The 21,046-nt window shown below is 42.1% G+C and carries 17 protein-coding genes; 8 read left to right on the top strand and 9 right to left on the bottom strand.

Going from position 1 to position 21,046, the window contains the following annotated elements; translation table 11 throughout:
* The first annotated feature begins 212 nt into the window (after positions 1 to 212).
* Positions 213 to 1,784: an N-acyl-D-amino-acid deacylase family protein gene (locus tag BM043_RS01935; RefSeq protein WP_092788548.1), complete on the top strand. Its 1,572-nt coding sequence runs from the start codon at positions 213 to 215 to the stop codon at positions 1,782 to 1,784.
* 59 nt (positions 1,785 to 1,843) lie between these two features.
* On the opposite strand, the gene BM043_RS01930 is transcribed toward BM043_RS01935, so the two are convergent.
* From BM043_RS01930 to BM043_RS01920, 3 genes are read right to left on the bottom strand one after another with little or no spacing between them, the layout of a single operon-like run.
* Positions 1,844 to 2,725, bottom strand: coding sequence for a YicC/YloC family endoribonuclease (locus tag BM043_RS01930; protein ID WP_092788547.1), 882 nt, complete (start codon positions 2,723 to 2,725; stop codon positions 1,844 to 1,846).
* Positions 2,726 to 2,740: 15 nt separating this feature from the next.
* Positions 2,741 to 6,040 carry a biopolymer transporter Tol gene (locus tag BM043_RS01925; RefSeq protein WP_092788546.1) on the bottom strand — a complete coding sequence of 1,100 codons (3,300 nt, stop codon included), beginning with the start codon at positions 6,038 to 6,040 and terminating at the stop codon, positions 2,741 to 2,743.
* A gap of 21 nt (positions 6,041 to 6,061) precedes the next feature.
* Complete coding sequence (locus BM043_RS01920; protein ID WP_092788545.1) at positions 6,062 to 7,108, bottom strand: NAD(P)/FAD-dependent oxidoreductase; 1,047 nt, start codon at positions 7,106 to 7,108, stop codon at positions 6,062 to 6,064.
* A gap of 55 nt (positions 7,109 to 7,163) precedes the next feature.
* Between BM043_RS01920 and BM043_RS01915 the strand changes: the two genes are divergently transcribed.
* Genes BM043_RS01915 through BM043_RS01895 form a run of 5 tightly spaced genes read left to right on the top strand, consistent with a single transcriptional unit; the run spans position 7,164 to position 14,242 of the window.
* Positions 7,164 to 7,817, top strand: a complete 654-nt coding sequence (locus BM043_RS01915; RefSeq protein ID WP_092788544.1) for an MBL fold metallo-hydrolase — start codon at positions 7,164 to 7,166, stop codon at positions 7,815 to 7,817.
* Positions 7,814 to 8,506: a CDP-diacylglycerol--serine O-phosphatidyltransferase gene (gene pssA, locus BM043_RS01910; RefSeq protein WP_092788543.1), complete on the top strand. Its 693-nt coding sequence runs from the start codon at positions 7,814 to 7,816 to the stop codon at positions 8,504 to 8,506. Before BM043_RS01915 ends, pssA begins: the two co-directional genes overlap by 4 nt.
* Positions 8,503 to 11,760, top strand: coding sequence for a type IX secretion system sortase PorU (gene porU / locus BM043_RS01905; RefSeq protein WP_092788542.1), 3,258 nt, complete (start codon positions 8,503 to 8,505; stop codon positions 11,758 to 11,760). The genes pssA and porU overlap by 4 nt, the downstream gene beginning before the upstream one ends.
* Before the next feature lie 5 nt (positions 11,761 to 11,765).
* Entirely contained in the window at positions 11,766 to 12,971 is a 1,206-nt protein-coding gene (gene porV / locus BM043_RS01900) for a type IX secretion system outer membrane channel protein PorV (RefSeq protein WP_092788729.1), read from the top strand.
* A complete protein-coding gene (locus BM043_RS01895) occupies positions 12,971 to 14,242 on the top strand; it encodes a M16 family metallopeptidase (RefSeq protein WP_092788541.1) in 1,272 nt (423 codons plus the stop codon). The genes porV and BM043_RS01895 overlap by 1 nt, the downstream gene beginning before the upstream one ends.
* Here the strand turns inward: BM043_RS01895 and BM043_RS01890 are convergent.
* Genes BM043_RS01890 through BM043_RS01880 form a run of 3 tightly spaced genes read right to left on the bottom strand, consistent with a single transcriptional unit; the run spans position 14,239 to position 16,518 of the window.
* Positions 14,239 to 15,186 (bottom strand): glycosyltransferase family A protein, encoded by a 948-nt coding sequence (locus tag BM043_RS01890; RefSeq protein WP_092788540.1) that lies wholly within the window; start codon positions 15,184 to 15,186, stop codon positions 14,239 to 14,241. The two genes, BM043_RS01895 and BM043_RS01890, sit on opposite strands and share 4 nt — an antisense overlap.
* 2 nt (positions 15,187 to 15,188) lie before the next feature.
* Positions 15,189 to 16,127 (bottom strand): hypothetical protein, encoded by a 939-nt coding sequence (locus BM043_RS01885; protein WP_092788539.1) that lies wholly within the window; start codon positions 16,125 to 16,127, stop codon positions 15,189 to 15,191.
* On the bottom strand, positions 16,105 to 16,518 hold the full coding sequence (locus BM043_RS01880) for a sugar 3,4-ketoisomerase (RefSeq protein WP_092788538.1): 414 nt from the start codon (positions 16,516 to 16,518) through the stop codon (positions 16,105 to 16,107). The genes BM043_RS01885 and BM043_RS01880 overlap by 23 nt, the downstream gene beginning before the upstream one ends.
* A 117-nt stretch (positions 16,519 to 16,635) precedes the next feature.
* Here BM043_RS01880 and BM043_RS01875 point away from each other — a divergent pair, with 117 nt between their 5' ends.
* The gene (locus BM043_RS01875) at positions 16,636 to 17,247 is read left to right on the top strand and encodes an IMPACT family protein (RefSeq protein WP_092788537.1); all 612 of its coding nucleotides are present in this window, start codon (positions 16,636 to 16,638) and stop codon (positions 17,245 to 17,247) included.
* Here BM043_RS01875 and BM043_RS01870 read toward each other — a convergent pair.
* The 3 genes from BM043_RS01870 to BM043_RS01860 are packed head-to-tail and all read right to left on the bottom strand — an operon-like array spanning position 17,218 to position 20,470.
* The gene (locus BM043_RS01870) at positions 17,218 to 17,832 is read right to left on the bottom strand and encodes a 3'-5' exonuclease (protein WP_092788536.1); all 615 of its coding nucleotides are present in this window, start codon (positions 17,830 to 17,832) and stop codon (positions 17,218 to 17,220) included. The genes BM043_RS01875 and BM043_RS01870 overlap by 30 nt on opposite strands.
* Positions 17,810 to 19,294 carry a Na+/H+ antiporter NhaC gene (gene nhaC, locus BM043_RS01865; RefSeq protein WP_092788535.1) on the bottom strand — a complete coding sequence of 495 codons (1,485 nt, stop codon included), beginning with the start codon at positions 19,292 to 19,294 and terminating at the stop codon, positions 17,810 to 17,812. Before nhaC ends, BM043_RS01870 begins: the two co-directional genes overlap by 23 nt.
* Positions 19,295 to 19,339: 45 nt before the next feature.
* On the bottom strand, positions 19,340 to 20,470 hold the full coding sequence (locus tag BM043_RS01860) for an NAD(P)/FAD-dependent oxidoreductase (protein WP_092788534.1): 1,131 nt from the start codon (positions 20,468 to 20,470) through the stop codon (positions 19,340 to 19,342).
* A gap of 77 nt (positions 20,471 to 20,547) precedes the next feature.
* Here BM043_RS01860 and BM043_RS01855 point away from each other — a divergent pair, with 77 nt between their 5' ends.
* Positions 20,548 to 21,027: an Mpo1 family 2-hydroxy fatty acid dioxygenase gene (locus BM043_RS01855; RefSeq protein WP_092788533.1), complete on the top strand. Its 480-nt coding sequence runs from the start codon at positions 20,548 to 20,550 to the stop codon at positions 21,025 to 21,027.
* Positions 21,028 to 21,046: the final 19 nt, after the last annotated feature.

Here is a 21,046-nt window from a genome sequence, read left to right as displayed (position 1 = left end):
TCTCAAACGTCATTTCTAAGGCGAACTGAAAAATCTACTCTAAGTCTGTTCACCAAAGTAGAAGCCTCCTGTGTCATTGGGCATTGATGAGACAGCCCCTTATTTTTTATAAAGCGCTTATTCTTTGAATTCAAATTCAGCTGGTTGAATTCTGGGTTTCAGGTATTTTTAATAAAAAGACTTATTTTTCATTGAGCTAAAAAAAATCCTTAATGAAAAATCCAATCTGGCCAATAATTCTCATTTTTTTCATTTCTATTTCCTGCGGACGACAGGACACATTTGATATCCTGATCTTAAATGGAACCATCTATGACGGATTGGATAATCCACCTTTTCAAGCAGATTTGGGGATTAGAGATGGTAAACTAGTGAGCATTGGTGAGCTCGATGGACAAAAATCCAGAAAAACTATCAATGCCGAGGGGTTGACAGTTGCTCCCGGGTTTATTGACATGCACACCCATCTCGAGCCGATTATGGAATTGCCCTTAGCTGAAAGTCTGGTCCGACAGGGCGTAACTTTGGCATTGGGAGGACCTGATGGTGGCGGGCCTTGGCCTTTTTCGGATTATTTGGATTCTCTGGATCAAATGGATATCGGGCCTAACCTAGCCTATCTCGTCGGACACAATACTATCCGCCGTGAGATTATGGGAAATGAGGATCGCGAGCCTACTGCTTCTGAATTGGAGACACTCAAGAATTATGTTGCCCAAGCGATGGATGCCGGGGCTTTTGGCATTTCCACAGGTCTCAAATACCTCCCCGGAACCTTTGCCAAACTGGATGAAATTATAGCGCTTTCTCAAGTTGCCGCAGCCTCCGGCGGCATTTATACTTCACACTTGCGAGAAGAGGGATTGGGATTAATTGAAGCAGTACAGGAAGCGATTCAAATTTCTCAAGATGCCGATATCCCTGTAGTTCTCACCCATCATAAAGCCATAGGCGTAAAAATGTGGGGACAAAGTGCCCGCACTCTTGCTCTGGTGGATTCGGCCAGATCGGCGGGATTGGATATCATGATGGATCAATACCCCTACGCCGCCAGTCATACCGGAATTAGCGTTTTGATCCCCAGTTGGGCGTTGGAAGGAGATAAATTTGAAGAAAGAGTAAATGATCCCGTATTAAAAGACAGTATCAAATCAGGAATTATTTTCAACATTCTGAATGATCGTGGTGGAAACGATTTGCGAAGAATACAATTTTCACGTGTTAGCTGGAAGGAAGAGTTAGAGGGCAAAACCTTAGCGGATTGGCTGGAAATGGAAGAAATGGAATCTACTATTGAAAATGGTGCGGAACTAGTCATCCAAGCTCAACTTAATGGTGGAACAGGAACAATCTACCATGCCATGGATGAAAAAGATGTGGAAAATATCATGAAGCATCCGATGACTATGATCGGTTCAGACGGTCGCCTCTCCCGTCCGGGAGAAGGGCATCCGCATCCTAGAGCTTATGGCACCTTTCCCAGAGTTCTTGGCTATTACACGAGAGAAAAAGGAGTATTGGATCTTCAAACGGCATTATATAAAATGACGGGGCTTTCTGCGAAACGACTGGGAATTCAAGATCGAGGAAGTATCGAAGAAGGAAACTTTGCGGATATTGTCATTTTCGATGCCGAAAACATCATTGACAAGGCAACCTTTACCGATCCTCATCAATACCCCGAAGGGATTCCTTATGTCATCATCAACGGTCAGATGGCGGTGGAAGATAATCGCTTTTTGAATCAGGGATATGGTCAGGTTCTGCGAAAAAATCAGCCATAATGAACAAAAAAAGCAGCGAAAACGATTTTCGCTGCTTTCCTTAAATTTTAAACCCCTGATTACAATACATTCAGGGCTTGCTCTTTGATTTTTTCCAATTCGTCTTTCATACGAATGACATAGCGCTGAATTCCTGCATCATTGGCTTTTGAACCGATGGTATTGATTTCTCTTCCAATTTCCTGAGAAATAAACCCCAGCTTTTTACCTTGACCTGTTTCTTCAGAGAGCGTTTTGGTAAAGTAATTTAAATGTGTATCCAGCCTTACCAGTTCTTCGGTAATGTCCAGTTTCTCGAAATAATAGATAAGTTCCTGCTCAAATCGATTCTCATCAAAGGAATTTTCTTCCAACCATTCCTGAAAATGGTTACGAATCCGATCCTGAATCTTAGTCTTTCTCCTTCCTTCTTCAGCCTTTACTGAGTCGAGATTTTGGGCAATAGACTCAATATTTTCATTCAATTTTTCGAAAAGAACCTCCCCTTCATCTTGACGGAATCCATCACATTTCAATACCGCCTCTTCCAAAACCCGCTTGACCAAGTTCCATTCTTCGGCCACATCCCCTGTCTCGATTGCGGTAGTATTCATCACTGACGGGGCTTGAAGTGCAAGTTTAAAGACCTCAGCTTGATCAGCATTGACCGAGTCAGCCAAATCTTTAAACTTGTGGTAGTAGGACCGAAACAAGTCCGCATTGATTACCACAGGCAAATCACTGCTTGCTTTTGAGAGGAATTCAATCGTCACACTGACTTTCCCACGCTCCAAAATACGCTGAACAACCGTTCTGATTTCTAACTCTTTATCCGAAAACTGACGGGGACTTCTAATGGATAAATCTAAAAACTTGGAATTGAGGGATTTTACTTCTACGTGAACGACGTAGTGATCATCTTCCCATCCGGCATTACCAAAGCCGGTCATTGATTTTATCATGATGATTTTTTTCGATTAGAAATTATAGCCCAAAGATACGTAGAACTTTAAGTCTTCAGTCTCATAATTCCTGATTGGTCTGGCAATGTCAAATTTGACATAGTAATTGAGCAGAACCGTACGAATACCCGCACCGTAACTTTGAAGCCAAGGATTGTTGAAATTATTCAACGTAATCGTAAACGGTGAGCCCTCAGTGTTGATGACTTCTGTGTTTTGATCATTGACCCGCTCCCATGGAGCCGCTTCATCCCAAGCCGAACCAATATCATAAAAACCTACCAACTGGAAATTTCGGATAAAATTGGAAGTAATATTTCCCCGTGTCAGATATGAGAATACCGGAATCCGCAATTCTGTAGTAAAGGTGATCACATTATTTCCCCGGATTTCATCATAATCATACCCTCTCAAATCGACAAAATCAGCAAAGAGGATATTGGAATTTTCCTCACCAGCTGGATTTCGCACGGGAGACACTTCAGGTCTATTGGAAGGAGGTCTATAAAAGGCATTGAATAGCCAGTTGTCCATTCCTCCCACAAGATAGGTCTGGGGATTGTTTCCGAAGAATGATCCGGTATAAAGACGAGTTGCCAAGACTATGTTTTTATGGATGCGCTGATAATTGCGGATGTCCATATAAAAATTAGAGAAGCTACGGTTACCTTCATTTAGGCCCTGATAATGGACGATTCCAATTTTCCCCTTCAATCCTGCCTGAGAATATAAGCCGATCTGCTGAGTACGGTCGTAAACAAATTCGGCTTTTCCACCCACATAGTTGACATCAAATCGGTTCAATTCGGGATTAGTGGCTAAGATTAATGAATCTGGGTTCAGATTAAAATATTGACTTTTTGCAATGAAAGGAGCCAATGTAAATCTCGAATTAATATTAAATGGATACGAGACCCCCAGTTCAGCTTTGGTTAAGACATATTTCTGAAAGGTAATATCACCCTCAGTCACTCTGATGGTTCTTCGATCAAAACGTCCCCGGAAGTCCAAACGGCTTTTTAGGTATTCGTATTCAAAGAAAATATCGCCACCGGATCTGAAATCCAAAGCAGTCATAATTCCGCCCTGAAAGACGTGATTGTCCAATAGATCGGTCATCTTACCATGGAGATTGATCCCAAATCCACGAAGCGGATCCACAACAAATCTTGAATTGATGCTATTGGTAAAAAACTGAGGCTCCATAAATCGCGGTCCAACTACCCGTTTTTGAAGGTTTTGCGAACGGAAACTCTCCAGCAAATTGATTTGATTTTGTCCTTGTCCGGATTCTTGGGAAGGAAAATTTCCTGGGATGGTGTCAAACTCATAATTCTCAGTATTGATTCCTCGAGGATTTTGAAATTTTAAGCGATCCAAATTGATACTCGACGTCTGCTGGCCTTTTCGAAGGGTATCGACCGGAACCTCTGGCTCCGTTACTGCAGGTCTTTCTTCCGCTGTACGGGGAGTTTCCACCCGTTCTTCCGCATTATTGTTTTCCAATCGCCGCCTAGCCGCAATTCGTTCATTCAGGCTTTTGGCCTGCTCCAATTGAATTCGAGGTGTACTCGGGGTAAACTGATCCGCAGTACTGTAATTTTGAACGACCAGAAAAGATTGTCTGCCTTCTCGTACTGCAAAAGCAATCTTATTCATCCTGCTGTTGACATCAAATACCTCCACACTTTTATCGAATGCGGAAATTTGATTAGCAATCTCATTACCTATATTCAAGCGCATCATATTATTAATGCCACTGAGATCACTGAGGTAAACGAGATTATTGGTGTTGACTTTCCTAGGTAATAAATTCTTACTAAAGGAATTGGTCAATCGAGAAATTCGAATGGTGTCCCTTACTTCGATTTTAAACAGATTATAACTTTCATCGAATTTGGTCAGGCTGGGATTCTCTGCAGCCACTGAATCTGGAATGTCAGAATAATTGGTCGAATAAATTACGGTAGAATCATTTAAGAACATCGGCGTAAGATCATCAAACTCATCATTGGTGAGTCGTCGACCTCCACCTTGGGCATTCAGGGAATAGATATCCGTTTTGCCATTGGAAATCGCCGAAAGGACCATGTTTCTACCGGTGCTATTATAGTCCATACTCAATATTTGAGTGATGTTTCGGAGAAAAATCTTATCCTGATTAGTACCGTCGATAGATCTTAATCTCAGCGTAGTCAAGCCTCTTTTGAAAGATGCGATAGCTAAGTTAGCCGAATCCCTCCATGCAATCACAGGAGTCAGAAGATTAGCATCTTGATCTTCATGGACTGCCCCACCTTGGAGTAGAGTTCGCTCCACACCGCTGGACAATTCCCTGATTTGGACTTTGTATTTGCCTCCGTTATTGAGCACGTAGGCCAAATGAATCCCGTCGGGACTAAACTTAATATCACTAATAGAACCCGTCACCCGGGCTGAGGTATTGGCAACAGACTGAGACTGGTCGATTGACTTAAAATTTGTATTGACTTGTTTGTTGATATTGAGGTAATAGTTTTTCCAGTCTTCCGTAAAAGTTCGGTAGTTTAGACCTACCGTGTTAGCAATACTATTTTCTTCATTTCTATTAATTCTCGACAAGTTGAGAATACTGGAAATATAGCGCCTTCCGTATCGCTCCGCAATATAATTCCAGACCGATTGACCGACCAACCCGGCCTCCAAGCCGTTCAATTTGAGGATTTTTGGATTCTCTTCTTCTTTAAAATATTGTCGCGTAAAATCATCCATTTCCCTACTCCATCCTTTTGCCAGATAAAGTGCAATTCCTTCCACATACCAATCCGGAAAAGAATTCATTAAGTTGGATTGGAATGCATCGGCTACCGAGGCTCCGTACAGCATTTCCTGAATGATAACCTTGGAGGTGGCATAGATCAAATCCTCCTTGAGCAAATCCACTCTGCCTTTATAGGCTACTTCTGCGATGAGCCGACTGAAGTTGGTCTGCCCCTCTTCATTGTATTCTTCTTTGTTCAGATTTAAATTACTCTGAAGCAGTTCCTCGGGTGAATTGTAAATGTAAATTTTAGGTTTGGTATAGGCTACATACCCGATCATTTGGGTTAGCCGCTGAAATTCTTCTTCAAGAAATTCGATCGCCATTTTGGCATTGGCTCCACCCCGATCATAATAGTAGACTTCAAAATTATTGGAGGAAAAATAATACCATTCGAAGTCCTTATGCTGAATCCTGTTTTTACCGAATCGCTCCTGATCAAATTGCGCAAAGCTAACGCCGGTAATCAAACAGAGGCTTATTAATAGAAGAAGACGGTTCACTTTTAATCGCATTCGAAAATTTTTCTTAACCGGTTAAATATAATTAAAATACCTTGCGATATCTACCTCCCGAGGTAGTGGAATATTTCTTATTAGAAAAGAAGTCATAACCTTGCTGTAATATGGGATCAATGACACTCCTTTAGCTCCAAAACCATCGAATATGTAAACGTTCTGCCTTTCAGGATGTTTTCCCAAAAATGGTTTTCTATCCTTGGTAGCCGGGCGTATGCCCACTTTTTGAGAAATATAATCATCAATGGGCAAATTGACCAAGCCGGCTAACCGCTCTGTCAGTTCCTTTTTGGCCGTTTCGGTAGGACCTTGATCCAAATCATGCCATGTATAGGTAGATCCCACCCGATGTAGGTCATTTCCAAGATGCACTCTGAAGACTCCTCTATTTACGATGTAATCTGGGGAAAAGGCTTGTTTGACTTCCAAAATTTCTCCCTTGACGGGGGCAAAAGGCAAAAAATCGAAAAAATCAGTTTTCATAGCTCCTAATCCATTGCAAAATATAATGGAGTTGGCTTTAATACCTTTTATTATCCAATGTCCATCCTCCTGCTGAAAGTCTGATGCTTCAATTTGATCCAAAATCAAATCCTCTCCAAAATATCCCCTCATCCCATCCAAGAGCGGATTGATATCTAGCCAGCCGCTATTTTTAAGCATCACTCCTCCAAAAGGGTCATGGAGATTGGGAGATTGACTTTGCTGATGAATTGCTGATAGGTATTGGGAAAAACTCGGATCAGCGCTATGTCCCATCCATTCATTCTGCTCCTCGATCGATAAAAAAGGTCGATAAATCCCCTGCTCCCGAAGAAATTTTTTCGAAGTCAGCTTTTCCACTTGGCGGTAGAAAGGGATAATTTCTGGAAATAATGCATCTGCATTCCAAGTTTTTACCATTTTTCTTCCTGTCACCGGATTGAACAATCCCGCAGCTACTCTACTGGACTGATTGAGATCCGGTCGGTCAAAAACCTTAACTGATTTTCCTGCCTCCTTGAGCCTAAAGCCCAATGCAGTCCCCGCCAAACCTTGCCCGATAAGCAAAAAATCTGTTTCCATAGTCCAAATAAAAGGTTTTATTCCTTATTTTGTTAATCATCCAGACACAAAAACCATGTTAAAAATTAAGCTATTCACATTCAATCCCTTTCAGGAGAATACCTACGTAATCTATGATCAGAATGGGGCTGCAGCCATTGTGGACCCGGGCTGCTACGAATCAGAAGAGCGTGAAACTTTAAGGAGTTTTATTCTGGAAGAAAACCTCTCTCCCCAGCTATTGCTTAATACACATTGCCATATTGATCATGTTTTGGGAAATGCCTGGGTTAAGCGCACTTTTGATATTCCTTTGCTCATTCACGATAAAGATATAGCCGTGCTCAATTCTGTGAAAATTTATGCTCCAAATTATGGGTTTCAACAATATGAGCCTACCGAGCCTGATGGATACTTATCTACCGATCAGGACATCAAAATAGGAGATCAAACGCTGGAAGTCCGTTTTGTACCAGGCCACGCACCTGGTCATGTCGTATTTTACCATCCTGAAAGCGGAACCTGTATCGCCGGAGATACTTTGTTTCGCGAGAGTATCGGTCGAACAGACCTTCCTGGAGGAAATCATGATCTATTGCTCGAAAAAATCAAATCAGAACTCTTTAGCCTTCCAGAGGAAACTGTCGTATACCCGGGACACGGACCGGTAACCACGATCGGTTACGAAAAAATAAATAATCCCTTTGTAGGCAAAAACGCAAGATTTTGAAGCTGATATCGCATATTCCAAATTCCCTCACCTTGTTGAATTTACTGTCCGGCGTCATCGGTATTTTCTGGGTTTTGGAGGGGAAATTTTACTACGCGGCCTGGTTTATTATACTTTCTGCCTTCTTTGATTTTCTGGATGGGTTTGCGGCTAGGTTGTTAAATGTCAGTGGCGAGTTAGGCAAGCAATTGGATTCTTTGGCAGATTTGGTTTCGTTTGGGGTATTGCCGGGATTTGTACTTTTTAAGTTGTGTGAGCAGGTCAGCTCAGCATCCTGGCTTCCTTACTTGACTTTGACTATTCCGCTTTTTTCCGCCCTTAGACTCGCCAAATTCAATCTGGATACCCGGCAGTCAGATCGATTTATCGGCTTGCCCACTCCGGCCAATGCGCTGTTTATCTCTACTCTTCCGTACCTTTTCAGTGAATGGATAGATTTGGAGCGAGTCTTTCTGACTCCATGGACTTATTTGGTTTTAGCATGGATTCTCTCTTTTCTTTTAGTGGCCGAAATCCCACTCATCGCCCTGAAATTCAAAAACTTTTCCTTCAAAAATAATGTATTTAGATATGTGCTGATTGGATTAGGGATTGGATTGATTTTGGTGTTTGGACTGGCAGGTATTCCCTTGATTATTCTGAGCTATCTGGCCTTATCCCTTATAGAAAACAGCCTCATCAAGGCATGATTTTAAGTTCTAAAAAAAATTTCTTTCTAGGATTCCTCGGGCTTTTTTTGCTCTGTAAGGAAACTTTTGCCCAAGAACGATTTTTTAAATTCTCCATCGTAAAAGCCGGTATTTACGAGGTTTCCAATGAAAAATTAGCGGAATTAGGTATTCAGGATGCTTCAAGAGTTTCTTTTTTCGGATATCCCGGTCGCCTCCCGCAACGACTGGATTCTACCAGTTTGGAGCTTCAGGAAATACCCGCCCAGCAAACTTCAAATGGACTCCGAGTTTACCTCACTGGACCGCATACCCTTTTGGATTTCTCGAACTATCCAAAGTATCGACATCATTATTATACGGACACCTTGCATTACTTGATCGGAACAACTGATCAACCCAAAAGAATTAACACCGTGGAAGCCGCAGAGGCAAGTAGCAACAGTACACAGTTATACCAATGGCATCCGGTAAAGGAAGATGCCGTGAATCTCCTGAATTCGGGAAGAACCTGGTATTCAGAACCCATCCGAGCAGGAGGATCGCGATCTTTTCCTTTTGACCTAAACAGCTCCAGTCAAGAGCCCTGGAAAATCCAGGGAGTATTGATGGGCGCATCCACAGCAGGAGGCAATTTTGAAATTATTGCTCAGGAGCAACTCATCCAATCCGTGAATATGGCGGCCATCCCCTCGACCACGTATGGTGTAAAGGGAAACGCGTCGGAGGTTAATGCTGAGTTTAGGCCGGAAAATGGACAATTGAATGCCATACGACTCGAATATCAAAGCAGCAATACAGCAGCCTCAGGTTATTTGGATTATTTATTGGTCGGAATGCCGATCGATGAAGAAAACCCCTCCTCCGGTAACTACCATTCCAACCAAGATTTTTGTACCATCCAAGCCTCCACGGATCAATCGATTTGGGCAGTTGAGGATTTCCTCCAACCCAAAAACATTTCTCACTCGGGGAATCTGGTGCAAATCAATACTTCAGAGATTTATCTTTTTGATGAAAGTGATATTCAACCCATAGAGCAGATTTCTCCTCTTGAATTTAACCTTCGCCTTTCGACGGCTTGGCCAGATTTATTGATTATCAGTCCCGATTTGCTACTCAATGCTGCCGAATCTCTTCGGATTCATAAACTTTCCCAAGGGATTTTTGCTGAGGTAATTTCTCTACAATCTATTTATGATGAATTTGGCTACGGCAATCCTGACCCAGTAGCGATCCGAAATTTTATCGCTTGGCATTTTCATCAAGAAGGGCAGTTAAAAAATGTACTTCTTTTTGGAAAAGGAACCTTCGACTACAAATCAAAGCTGGGTGGTCGGCCTAATCTGATCCCAACCTATACCAGCAGAAACAGCCTCAATCCGCTAACCACATTCAGCTCCGATGACTTTTTTGGACTCATTGATTTTGGTCAGGGGGAATGGATCGAAAGCCGTGAAGGCGATGAACTCCTGCAAATCGGGGTGGGCAGGCTTCCTGTAATCAATGCCCGAGAAGCTAGCATAGTAGTACAAAAAATAATCAACTACGAATCGAACTCTTCCGGTTTGCAATGGAAACGAAATTTCACTTTGATGGCGGATGATGCAGACAACAATATTCACCTCAGAGATGCCGAATCCCACAGTCAATTTTTGGCAGCTAATCATCCAGAATTCAGTCAAACCAAACTTTACCTGGATCGATATGAGCAAATAAACGATGGCACTTCGCAGCGTATTCCTGAAGCGAAAGAAGCCCTAAAAAGTGCCTTGGAGGAAGGGACGCTATTTTTAAATTACATCGGACATGGAAATGAAACCACCCTCGCGGCTGAGCAGATATTTCGGGTCGAGGACATACAGGATTGGCCGAATCATAAAAATCTGCCACTTTGGGTTACGGCCACATGTGAATTTGGGCGGCATGATAGTCCATTTATCCGTTCTGCGGCTGAGGAATTATTGACTATTGAGGGAAAAGGAGCCATCGGGCTGCTCACAACTGGAAGACCAGTATTTAGTAGCATTAACTTTTCCCTTAACCAAGCTTTTATCCAAGCGGTTTTTCAAAAAGAAAATCAGGAATTCGCCGACCTTGGATCCATTTTTAGAGAAACAAAGAATAACAGCCTAAATGGTTCGCTGAATCGTAATTTCAGCCTTTTGGGAGATCCATCTCTCAAATTGGCCTCACCGGATTATGAAATCAGGTTATTGGATTTGAAAAATCAGAAAGAAGAATCAGTAGAATCACTTCCGGCAAATGGTGAAATAAGCTATGAAGCAGAAGTGGTCGATCCACCTTCGGGAGATCTGATTGGGGATTTTAACGGCATGGCTACCATCCAACTCTGGGACCGCCCTAAGCCTACCGCAACACTAGGAGATGAAAGTAGCCCAACTGAGTTTCCCGAAGAAAAAACCCTGCTCTTTCAGGGTAACGTGAAAGTTGAGAATGGAAGAATGAACGGAAAGGTTAGAATTCCTGCTCAGGTAGAGGGAAAAATCGATCGCGGAGCTATCCGGATTTTCGCAGAAGATATCGAACTGAATCGAGATGCAGCCGGATTTAGTCGCCCGCAAATCGGCGGAACAGCCGAGGAACTTCCAGAAGATAATTTAGGACCAGAAATCACGTTGAACTTAGAAGGTATCTCAGCAGATGAGGCAGGCCCGTTCAAAACCCGCCTAATCCCAGCTGAAATTTTATTGGAAGACAGCAGTGGAATTGACGTCAGCGGACTAGATCCCACAAAAAACTTGATTTTACAAGTCAATGAAAATCCAGAAATCAAACTGAATAAATCTTACCAAGCCCTCGATGGAAGCTTTACCCGAGGAAACGTAATTCTAAATTTGGAAGGACTGGAAGAAGGTAGCAATCCAATTCGGATTACTGCTTTTGATTTGGCAGGCAATGAAACTACAGTTACCTTCGAGATCGAAGTTGAAGGAAGTGAGCGGATTCAGATCCTTTCCCACTCGACTTTTCCCAATCCCGCCTCGATTCAAAGCAACTTTAGTATCACACATAATCGTCCGGGAGAAAACCTTATTTTGGCCTTAGAAGTTTATACTTTAGAGGGTCGAATACTATTTAGTAATTCTCTTCGTTTAGTGGAAGCTGATGCTGTGATTGATGATTTATCTTGGATTTTTTTACAAAGCCAAACCAAATATCCAGCAAAAGGAACTTATATTTACAAAATAGCGCTACAGTCAGAAGTGGATCAAACCACCAATATTGCCAGCGGGAAAATCATAATTGAATGAAATCTATGGCCAAAACAAACCGGATAAGCATACTGATTGCAATTTTCGCTCTGGCTAGCTATTCAACCATTGCGCAAAATTCCGTAATCATTTCCGGTCAGGATCCGGAGCGACGTGTCATCACTACGGCTGTTCCTTTTTTGAATTTTGCTCCTGACTCTAGACACTCCGGAATGGGTGATGTAGGGGTGGCAACCTCTCCAGATGCTAATTCGGCTCACTTGAATGCCGGTAAACTTGCTTTTGTCAAGGACGATGCAGGCTTTTCGCTTTCCTATTCTCCCTGGCTTGGCAAATTGGTCAACGACATGTCTCTAAGCTATCTGACTGGCTTCATCAAAATCGATGAAAACTCTGCTTTTGGCTTTGATCTCCGCTATTTCAATATGGGTGATATCCAACTCACCGACGGTCGAGGAAACCCGCTAGGCGAGTTTAATCCACGAGATATTGCCATCGGGGGAACTTACTCCAGAAAATTATCATCTAACTTGGGATTGGGTATATCCGCCCGATTTATCCATTCCAACCTCTCCGGGAGTATTTCCTCAGTAGGAGGATCAGAAGGCAGACCTGGAATCAGCGTGGGAACGGATGTGGGACTCTATTACTCCAAGCCTATTTTAGCGGGTTCCAAAGAAGGAACCTTCTCCTGGGGTGTCAGTTTGACAAATATTGGCCCAAAAATCACCTACAATTCCGCTGATGATTTGGACTTTATCCCGACCAATTTTAGAATCGGAACCGCCTATGGCGTTGAATTGAATGAATTGAACTCGATTACCTTTGCTTTGGATTTCAACAAACTTTTAGTGCCCACTCCACCTGTCTATCGAACCAATGACAATGGAAGCCTTTATACGGATGAAAATGGCAACTTGGAAGTCTTGAGAGGAAAAGATCCCAATCGTCCTCTGATCTCCGGAATGTTTGGATCCTTCGCTGATGCTCCTGATGGATTTTCTGAGGAATTGCAGGAGGTAATGGTGTCTTTCGGGGTGGAATATTCCTACAATGAAAAGTTTGCTCTGCGAACTGGATACTTTTACGAAAACCCCTCCAAAGGTGGGAGAAGGTACTTCACCATGGGGGCAGGATTTGACATGAAAAGACTGGGGTTTGACTTTTCCTATTTAGTACCACAAACCCAAAATCATCCATTGGCAGAAACTTTGCGGTTTTCCTTGCTTTATACGATTGCCTCCAACTAATGCTATTAGACCGAAGTCAAGCTCCTGAATTTAAAATTCCGGAGGATTTTGAATTGCTTTATCCTGAAAAATTCTCCCTTAAAAATGGAATTCAGGTTTTCTTTTTTCCTACCAAAGGTATTGATGCGGTAAAAATAGATATCACCTGTTTAGGGCAGCGGGATAAACTTCCACTGGAGCAAACACTTCTGCCATCCTTTACCCTTCAGATGCTTTCTGAGGGAACAGAAAACAAAACCGCTGCCGATCTTGCCAACTTTCTGGATTTCCATGCCAGCGAAATCAGTCCAATACTTACTTTTTCTAAGGAAGGACTTTCGGTCCTGAGTACCCAAAAGCACCTTATGCCTGTTTTGGATTTGTTAATTGAAATGGTTCAAAAACCGGCTTTTCCAGTAGAAATGCTGGACAAACGAAAATCCCAACGGAAGTTAAGCCTACAGCTCGAACGGGAAAAAACCAACTCCCGTGCGGGACAACTTTTTCGCAAGGGGCTATTTGGGGCAACACATCCTTATGGATTTGAAGTTGGAGAAAAGGAAGTGGATATAATTACTCCTGAGAAAATCCGCTTCTACAGCGACCAATTGCTTTGGCAAGAAACGGAAGTTTTTATTTCTGGAGATTTTTCTGCGGAAAAGCTTGATGCCACACTACAGTATTTTGAGCAGCTTCCCATCAAATCTAAGGTAGAAGGAATTCTTTTACCTGAGATCAATCCTTTGGAGCATCTGTACGAGAATCGTGAAACAGCGGTTCAAAGCAGTATTCGATTAGGGTACTTATCCATTCCAAAAAATCATCCAGATTTTATTCCACTTAGTGTTTTTAATACCATTTTGGGTGGATATTTTGGGTCTAGGTTGATTAAGAATATCAGGGAAGATAAAGGGCATACTTATGGAATCTATTCCAGTCTCGCCGAAATCGGAAACTCAAATTATTGGGTAGTCAGCGCGGATGTTCAAAAATCATTTAATCGTGCGGTCATTTCCGAAATTCACCAGGAGATTCAGCGATTGGTAAACGAACCCTTAGAGCCTGAGGAACTTGAAACTGTCCGGAATTTTCAGATTGGTCAAATGCTAAGTCGATTTAGTTCGTCCTTTGATCTAATGGATCGCTTCCGGGCTGTACATCATTCAGACTTGGCGTTGGACTTTTATTCAAAAAAATTGGAGTTTCTGAAAAGTTTCTCGACCAGAGATATTATCCAAACTGGAGAAAAATACTTTAAAAACAGTCCATTCATCGAAGTGATCGTTGGCTAGGTAGCTTTTTCATATATCCATGAAATATCTATTCTGAACTTCGTCCAAAGTTTATAAAAGCCAAAAAGCAGTTTTTTTATTTTGAGCTTTTTACCTAGATCTACAAGTGCCTCTGCAGCATCGAAATTGGCTGACCAAAGCGCATGCTTGAGTTCGTACATCACTCGCTCACCCAAGGCACGATCTTCCTCTGGAGTTCGATTCATTTCTTTGGCCTTTTCACAGATCAAAACTGTACTCGGCAGCATGTTTGAGCGATGACTTGTATATTGTCCTGCAGACATCGAATCCCCGTGCTGCCGCTTTAAGACCCCCACATGATCAGAAAACAAGACTGGGTATTTCCTCGTCAAGCGGAGCTGAATATCAAAATCCTCATAATACAGACTTGCGTCATATCCACCCTCGGCCTTTAAAATCCGGGCATTGAAGACAATCGTAGCGGCACAGATAAAACTCCTTCTGAGCAGGGTTTCATAAATTATCCCCAACTCGATTTCTTCCATCAATTCCCCAAAGCCATTACGCTTGTAAAAGGTATTGATCCCGCCTTTTTCGTCCAAAATATAGGCATCCGAAAAAACAAAAGCCGCATACTTATCTTTCTCCAATTGCTTGACCGATTGACTGAGATGGTCCGGATACATGACATCATCACCCGCCAAATCCACCACATAATCACAATCTACATCTGCCAATACTTCATTGAAAAGAGTACAATAGGGTTGCTCCTCATTTTTGAATACGGTTCTGACCGTAAACAAACCTGTGAATCCATTGACCCAAGATTGGATTTTTTCACGGCTTTCATCTGTACTGCCATTATCGACGATGATCAGTTCTTTATAATAATAGTCCTGAATAGCGACACTTTCCAAGGCTTCTTGGATCCACTTTTCATGGTTGTAAGCGATACAAATAATACAAACCGTGGGTTTTACCATGCTCAAAGAAACTTAATCCAACTGACTTTATTAGAAATATCGTTGGAAAAACGCGATTTGAAAAACATTAAGGGATGATTGGCACTGCTGATCTGATCGGAGGTACCCAAGTCAATAAATTCGGACTTTTCCAAAACAGCCAATTGAAACAACTTCATCAGCATGTAATCCCCTCCGTTTTTCAATCCTGAAGCTGGATCGATCGCTGATAAAAAATAATACAGGGAATTTGACGTTAGTTTGACCGCCAAACTGTGGGCTATTGGCTGATCATTTTTCACGATGGAAATCAAAAAATACCGCTCTGGAAACAAAGAAACCTGTTTGATCAGGCTATCCTCATCTACTCCAAAATCATATCCTCGCTTTTGGTTCCACTTTTTGATATTGTCCAAAAAAGAAAAATGCTGAATCGAACTTGAGCGAACTTCCGCATGCTCTTGCTTCAGTTTTGCCATGGTTTTTACAAATCGTTCATCGACTAGTTTTTTGATTTTCTTCTTCCCTACAAAAAACTGATGGGATAAAATGGATTGAAGTTCAAATCCGGATTTGAAAAGTAGATAATTGATTAAATCTGAATGGGGTTCGTATGGTTTTGGCACCTGAATCAGGTGCAACTCCTTTATTTCCATTATTCTACATTGATCCAAAACCGCATCAATGAATTCTTGGATGCAGCCTGATTTTAATTGAGCATGAGCCCAAATTCCTCCGAAAGGAGACTTATCCAGAGAAGTAATAATTCCTCCTTCTTTCCTCCGAACGGGCAGACAGGCCAATGTCTTTGAACCTTTTTTCCAGACAAATTCCAGCAGGGAAGAGGAAGTAGGTCCTTCAAAATTTGAGGCCAAAAAGTAATCCAGCTTACAGCTAGATCCCTGTGAGACTGAAAGGGTGAATTCACCTAAAGCTACTTCATTGATATTTTTCAAATTCATCGAGATTTCTGATGTAGTCACTTTCTGAAAATTCCTGATTGGAAAAACCCAATAAAATCGCCCCCTTGGAAAATTTGGTTTCCACCCAAGTTAAGGCTGGAATAAAAACCCCCAAATTGGGACGGTCTAAAGAAAATTTAACCGCTTTCTGCCCGGCTTGATGAGCCCATACTTCCACGATGCCGCTGACAGCTACCAAAACCTGCGACTCACGCAGATGAGCATGCTTGCCCCTATTGCTTTGCTCACTTACCTCACTGATCCAAAAAGCTCGCTTGATTCCTTCTGGAAGTAAATCTGCCCGCTCTAAAAAATGAAGAATTCCCGTAGAATCTTTTACCTTCGGAAAATCGATTAATTGAACTTTTTGAAGTGAAATTTTTGAGCTCATTGTATTATTTATCAGTCTAAAATAAGACAATTCAAAAGGATTCAGGAAATCCCCTGTATTAATTTTCTATCTTCGTTTTTTGATCTTCACTTTGAATTGGTCCCTTTGAACGCCTCCATGGATCTTTCTGATTCCTATCGTACCCTTGCCCATACTTCCTCGGGTCTTTATAAAGACAAAAGCAGCAAGTTTCATTATTTCGCTTTTCCTGTAAAAACCGAAGAAGAAATCAAAACACATCTCGGTGAACTGAGAAAAACCTTTTACAATGCCCGACACCATTGCTTTGCGTGGATTCTTGGAAAAGACGGGGAAAATTATCGTGCAAATGATGATGGTGAACCCAATCACTCCGCCGGAGATCCTATCCTAGGGCAGATCAGATCCCATCAACTGACCAACGTTTTGATCGTTGTGGTTCGATATTTTGGAGGTACAAAACTAGGAATCAGCGGTTTGATTCAGGCCTACAAAACTTCCGCAGCGCTCGCCATTGAGGCCAATGAAATAATCGAGGAGCAAGTCAAGTCTGTGATAAAAATTAAATTCCCCTATCCCCAGATGAATGAGGTCATGAAATTGGTAAAAAATCTTGATCTGGAAATCCTGAATCAGGAAATGCATCTGGATTGCGAAACGACGCTACAAATGCGACAAAATCTCTTTGAGGAAGTCCACCAATCACTTCAAACGATCGAGCTACTTGAGATTCTTGAAGTTAAAGAGTGAGTCAAAATACCCTTCCCCATTCAGTTTTTTGAAAATCTCCAAACAGGCCCAAGCATCTGTCGCCGCATAGCGTTGCTGTCGCTCGGTGAGTTCCTCCGCCTCCCAATTGGATACTTGCTCGGACTTGGATATTCTGATTCCCAACACCATTCCGCTGAGATTTCGCACCCCGACATTATGAAAGCCTATTTTCTTTAATTCATCATTGAGGTCAAAAAACGAACTGGCATAAAAAGAATCTGTCAATTTTGCCAAGCCTTTGATATCGTCATGCACGGCAGCACCTACTTTGACAATATGCTCCCGCTCAAGAAGATTTCGGATAGAATCCGGAAAACCGACATGATTTAACCGAAATAAAAATGCCTGCTCGGAAGTTGAAATCTGCAGCAGTGAAACCTGATTTACTACCCCTTTTCTAAAGGCGGGTTTGGTTTCCGTATCAAAACCCAGCACATGCTGTCTCTCTAAAAACTCCACGACCTCGTCTACATCTTCTGCTTGGTCGATTAAGTAAATTTCACCCTCAAACTGTCCCAACGGAAGCTGATTAACTTCCTCCTTACTTATTTGCAATGGAATCATACTGTAATTCTTCTTCGTCCTCCTCGTAATAACTTATTCCAATATTCAGGTACCCATACAGAATCGTCATAATGGGACTGATGATATTAAAAAAACAATACGGCGCATACACAAAAGTGGCTACACCTAAAACTGATGCCTGAGTGGCACCACAGGTATTCCAAGGAACCAATACCGAGGTTACTGTTGCCGAGTCTTCTAAGGTCCGGCTGAGATTTTCTGGTTTTAAGCCTCTTTTTCTGTAAATATCAGCATACATCCTGCCAGGAACTAAGATGGCCAAATATTGATCCGAAGTAGTCACATTGAAAAACATACAAGTAGCCGCCGTAGAGGCGATCAATGAACCAACGGTGTGCACTTTTTTGATGATGGCCTCTGCGAGCACCCGCAGCATTCCACTGACTTCCATAATGCCTCCAAAAACCATCGCACAGACAATCAACCAAATCGTATAGAGCATCCCCCCCATTCCTCGGGTAATCAAAAGTTCATTGACCACATCATTGCTGGTAACCACCGAGATCTCTCCGTAAAGTGCCATCATCACGGCTTTGAAACTCAAATAGGCATAAGATCCACTGCTTTCGTTGGCAATACCCGTAATGATTTGCGGCTGAAAAATCACCGCAAAAACACCGCCCAACAAAGCACCCGTAAGCAAGGCAGGAATAGCAGGGACTTTTTTGATTATCATGACCAAAACCACGACCGGCACAATAAAGAGCCAGCCATTGATATTGAATTTTTCTAAAATAATCGCCGAAATCGCCTTCACATTTTCTACCGATCCCTGGGTCTCATAATTCATCCCAATGACGATAAACAAAATAAGTGTGATGGTCATCGAGGGAATGGTGGTTTTCGCCATGTGGCGGATATGGGTAAAAAGATCAGTACCTGCCATGGCTGGTGCCAAGTTGGTCGTATCCGAAAGCGGTGACATTTTATCTCCAAAATAAGCTCCAGAAATAATCGCTCCTGCAATGATACCTTCTTCAAAACCCAGGGCTTTTCCTATTCCCAATAGCGCAATCCCTACAGTGGCTACCGTGGTCCAGGAGCTTCCTGTCGCTACCGACACAATCCCACATACAATACAAGCTGCTACGAGAAAAATCACAGGATTTAGAATCTGTAAACCATAGTAAATCATAGCCGGCACAATTCCACTGATCATCCAAGTACCTGCTAGTGCCCCAATTAGAAAAAGAATTAAAATACTCGACATGGCAGAGCTGATACTATTGACCATTCCTTCCTGAAGCGTATCCCAGCGATATCCCAAACGGTAAACTGCTACCAAAGCTGCCACTCCTGCCGACAAAATCAAGACGATTTGATTGGAACCAGAGAGTCCATCAGTGCCAAAAACCTGGATATTTAAAACCAAAAGGACTATCAAAAAAATCAAGGGAATAAGGGCTTCCCCGACACTAGACACTCGAGTTTTTTCTTCCATGAATCAGTTTAAATGAAATGAAGTTTTGAATCTAAACAAAAAAAATTAATTCCCATTTCTGAGTAGCACGCTAAGTTCCTTTCCTACTTGCCATCCGATGGCTACACCCATTCCTCCCAGCCTAACTCCAATGACTGATTTGGGTCCGATTCGCTGAATGATTGGTGTTTTTTTGCTACCAAAAGCCATCACGCCTGTCCATTCCAATTCCCATACTATCTTTTTGCCAGGAAAAATAATGTCCTCTGCCAAATGCGTGAGATGTGCTTTGATTGTCGGGTTTACGTGGTTCTCTAGCGTTTTTTCAACCTCCACATCGATATTTCTCGCTCCTCCAAGCAATAATCGATTCCCCACTTTTCTAAAATAAACATAGCCCTTATCCATATGGAATGTTCCCTTCCAAGGAATACTAGAATCCAATTCTTTCGAAGTCATCACTAAACCCCGTCCGGGCTCAAGGTCCAAATCCGGCAAAAGATTTTTAGAAAATGCATTGATACAAATCGCCACTTGGTTGGCTTCAAACTCAATTAAATCAGAAGCAAGGTGATTTTTGGCAAGCACTATTCCAGAAGTATGGTCCACTGATTCAACCTCAGTGCCGGTTAAAATCTTAATTCCCCTCTTACCGGCCTCGGACCATAGTGCCTGAATATATTTCGCAGGATCAAGTTCTCCTTCAAAATCATTCTGAACAATTGCCTTGATCTGATCCGAAAAGCCAAAATTCTTCTTTTTTTTCAGGGAGGTGAATACTGGCTTTTTGAAGATTGGCTTCAAAAACTGATTGATTTCATCCATCCGATCCAGTGCCGAAATCTGACTTTCTTCCAGCAGTTCAAACCCTTTGCTGGGACGATAAGCGATACTTTTGTCTCCAAATTCCTTTCGGATTTTTTGCAATCCCTGATGTCTTCTTTGGACCAATGCCAGGACCTCGTCAGGGGTCATCTGCCAAAAATCATCCAAGAGCTCTGTGAGGCTACCGAAGCAGGCAAAACCGGCATTTTTTGTGCTCGCCCCACTGGGAAACACTCCTCGCTCTAGAATCAAAACCTTTGATTTGGGTCGTTTTCGGCTGAAATGAATGGCTGTAGATAGTCCTACGAAGCCCGCTCCAACGACCACTAAATCGTATTTCAAAAAATTTTTCTTCTCCCAATAGCTAAACATTTTAAACTCAGATTGAAATATTAAAATCAAGAATTAGTAATTTGATAGCAATCTAACCACTAATTACCCAAAAAACCATGAGAAAAATAGATGCATTACTTCATGAATATGGCTTGAGTCACCAAAACCACACGAATAAACTTATTCATTGGTTTTGTGTACCCGCTATATTTTTCAGCGTAGTAGGATTGATTTATAGCATACCTGCCGGTCCACTACCCGAAATACTTCCCTTTCTCGAGAACTTCGCCAACTGGGCTACTATCGCCCTGGTTTTAGTCTTGATTTATTATGTGACACTTTCCGCGCCATTAGCTTTTGGGATGTTGTTCTTCTCGGCTCTTTGCCTAGCCTTAGCCAATTTTATTGATTTGATTCTGCCGGGAAAATTATGGGCAATCAGTTTGGCGATTTTTTTTGTAGCCTGGATTTTCCAGTTTTATGGACATAAAATCGAAGGGAAAAAACCATCCTTTCTGAAAGATATTCAGTTTTTGATGATTGGCCCGGCTTGGCTGATGCATTTTATTTACAAAAAATTTGGCTTTGCCTATTGATTTCAAAAAATAAAAATCC

This window comes from Algoriphagus hitonicola (assembly GCF_900113375.1).
GTDB lineage: Bacteria > Bacteroidota > Bacteroidia > Cytophagales > Cyclobacteriaceae > Algoriphagus > Algoriphagus hitonicola.
Note: the sequence above shows the minus strand (reverse complement) of the source record. Positions and strands in the feature narration are given on the sequence as shown.